The sequence below is a fragment of the Streptomyces durbertensis genome (genome assembly GCF_014156695.1).
GTDB classification, from domain to species: Bacteria; Actinomycetota; Actinomycetes; order Streptomycetales; family Streptomycetaceae; genus Streptomyces; species Streptomyces durbertensis.
Genome location: NZ_WMLF01000643.1, coordinates 1 through 2,148 on the forward strand (window position 1 = coordinate 1; position 2,148 = coordinate 2,148).

Genomic DNA, 2,148 nt, shown 5'->3' on the forward strand with positions numbered 1-2,148 from the left:
GGTCCGGACGGGGAGCGCGGGGCGGCCCGTCCGTCATGGCCAGTCGATGCCGGACGCGGTGTGGTGACGGTCCGGCGACCACTCGTCGGGAGCGGGGGCGGGCCAGTCGATGGTGAGGCCGTGGGCGGACAACGAGGGTTCAAACGAGGGTTCAGGGGCGGGCGGTTGGCAGACCACCGAGGTGCCGAGGGCGGCGAGGGCCGCGACGCCGGCGAGACGGGTTCCCCTGGCCTTGGGCTTCTTCATCTCTCTCCCTCTGTCGAGCGGATCAACGTGCGGGGTGGAGCGGGGATGGCGGTGAGGCGGTGGTGCGTTCCGTCGGACAGTAGTCGACCGATGGCAAATCTGGCAACAGCGAGGCAATGAGTTTGCCACCCCGTCATGTGGGCTTCTTGTCCGGGTGTGGAAAAAATGCGCCCGGCTGGTTTGTTCGCTGGGCGCCATCTCCTTGGTCGGCCGCTCATACTCTGGGTGGTCCCGCTGTCGGCAGGGCTGGAAACTTCTGGCAATCATGCTGGCATTCTTTTGCCAGGTGTTGTCGACTGGCGTATCCTTGAGTCGCGCCGTTCGGGCACCCGCGGGACCGCCGGGGTCCGCGGTGAGATGTCCACGCGCGACCCGGGTAGGGCGTGCGGCGTCGGCCGGCCCTCCGGGCGCCGACGACACGCCGCCACCGCGACGCGCTGGCCTCCCAGGGCGTGAACAGCCGTTTTCCGAGCAGAACTGAGGATTGGTCACATGCACCGACAGCCGTCCTTCGGTCAACGGCTCCGACAGCTGCGGACGGAGCGCGGCCTCTCGCAGGCGGCGCTCGCCGGGGACGGCCTGTCCACCGGCTACCTCTCCCGGCTCGAGTCAGGCGCGCGGCAGCCGAACGACCGGGTGGTGGCCTACCTGGCGGAACGCCTCGGGATCGGTGCGGAGGACTTCGCGGTCTGCGCCGACGAGACATCGCTCGCGCACGCGCTCACCCTGGCCGTCTCCGCCGAGTCCGACCAGGCGGTGATGGCGCTCCGGGACCTGCTCGCCACCGACTCGCGGCACGAGCGCACGCCGCGTTGGCAGGCGCTGTGGATGATCGCCAGGATCGAGCGGGCGGACGGGAACCGCGCGGCCGAGCGGGTGCATCTCCGTGAGCTTGTGGAACTCGCCGACGAACTGGGGCTGCCGCAGCTGCGAGTCAGGTCCCGGGCCCGGCTCGCACGCTGCCTGCGCGCCGAGGGGGAGATCGGCGAGGCGATGGACGTCGCCGTGCTCGCGTGCTCGGTCGCCCGCGAGGCGGACCTCGCCGTCGGTGATCTGGGAATGGCGCTGCTCGCGCTGGTGACGGTGGAGGCGGAGGCGGGTCGGCTGCCCGATGCCCGAGCGCACGCGGAGGAACTCTGCGCGCTCACGAAGGGCGAGACCGGACCGCTCGCGGTCGAGGCGCTGTGGGCGGCGGCCACCGTGCGGTTCCGGCAGGGTGACCACGTACCCGCGCGGGAGCTGCTGGAAGAGGCGCTGGAGGCCATGGACAGCAGGGTGGACGTCAAGCTGTGGATGCGGTTGCGGCTCGCGGCGGCTTCGCTCTACCTCCAGCTCACTCCGCCCTGTGTGCCCCAGGCGAGGAGTCGGCTCGCGGAGGCGGAGACCGCCCTCGAACTCGTCGGCACCTCGTTGCACCGGCAGGAGGCCACCACGCTCCGGGCGCAACTCGCTTTCCACGAGAAGCGCTACGAGGAGGCTCGGGCACTGCTCGACGGCCTTGAGGGGGTCGATCTTCGGCTGACCTTCCGGGACCAGCTGCGGCTCTCCGTGCTCTGCAGCCGACTGCTGGTCCAGGAGGGGCGGCTGGAGGAGGGCCTGAGAAGGCTGAGGGAGTCCGCTCAGCAGGCTCAGGAAAGCTCCAACGTGGATCTCGCGGCCGAGATCTGGCGCACGGTGGCCGAGACCCTGGCCGAGGGCCGGCCGGTGCCCGAGAGCGCCGGCTGAGGCGGCCGGCCGAGCCGGTCGGAGGCAGGGTCGCCGGCCTCGCTCGTGCCAGGGCGCCGAGGAGCGCCCTGGCACGACCCCGTGTCGCCCGGGGCGGCTCAGCCGCGCCGCTGTGCGGTCGGTCGGGGAGCGGGGGTCAGGCCGTGCCGGATGGCGTGCGCGGAGTCGATGCCGTAG

At 71.6% G+C, this 2,148-nt stretch carries 2 protein-coding genes; one reads left to right on the forward strand and one right to left on the reverse strand.

What is annotated here, in order from left to right; translation table 11 throughout:
• Window positions 1-33: 33 nt before the first annotated feature.
• Window positions 34-246, reverse strand: a complete 213-nt coding sequence (locus GL263_RS25415; protein ID WP_182858087.1) for a hypothetical protein — start codon at window positions 244-246, stop codon at window positions 34-36.
• A gap of 492 nt (window positions 247-738) precedes the next feature.
• Here GL263_RS25415 and GL263_RS25420 point away from each other — a divergent pair, with 492 nt between their 5' ends.
• Entirely contained in the window at window positions 739-1,971 is a 1,233-nt protein-coding gene (locus GL263_RS25420) for a helix-turn-helix domain-containing protein (RefSeq protein WP_182858088.1), read from the forward strand.
• Window positions 1,972-2,148: the final 177 nt, after the last annotated feature.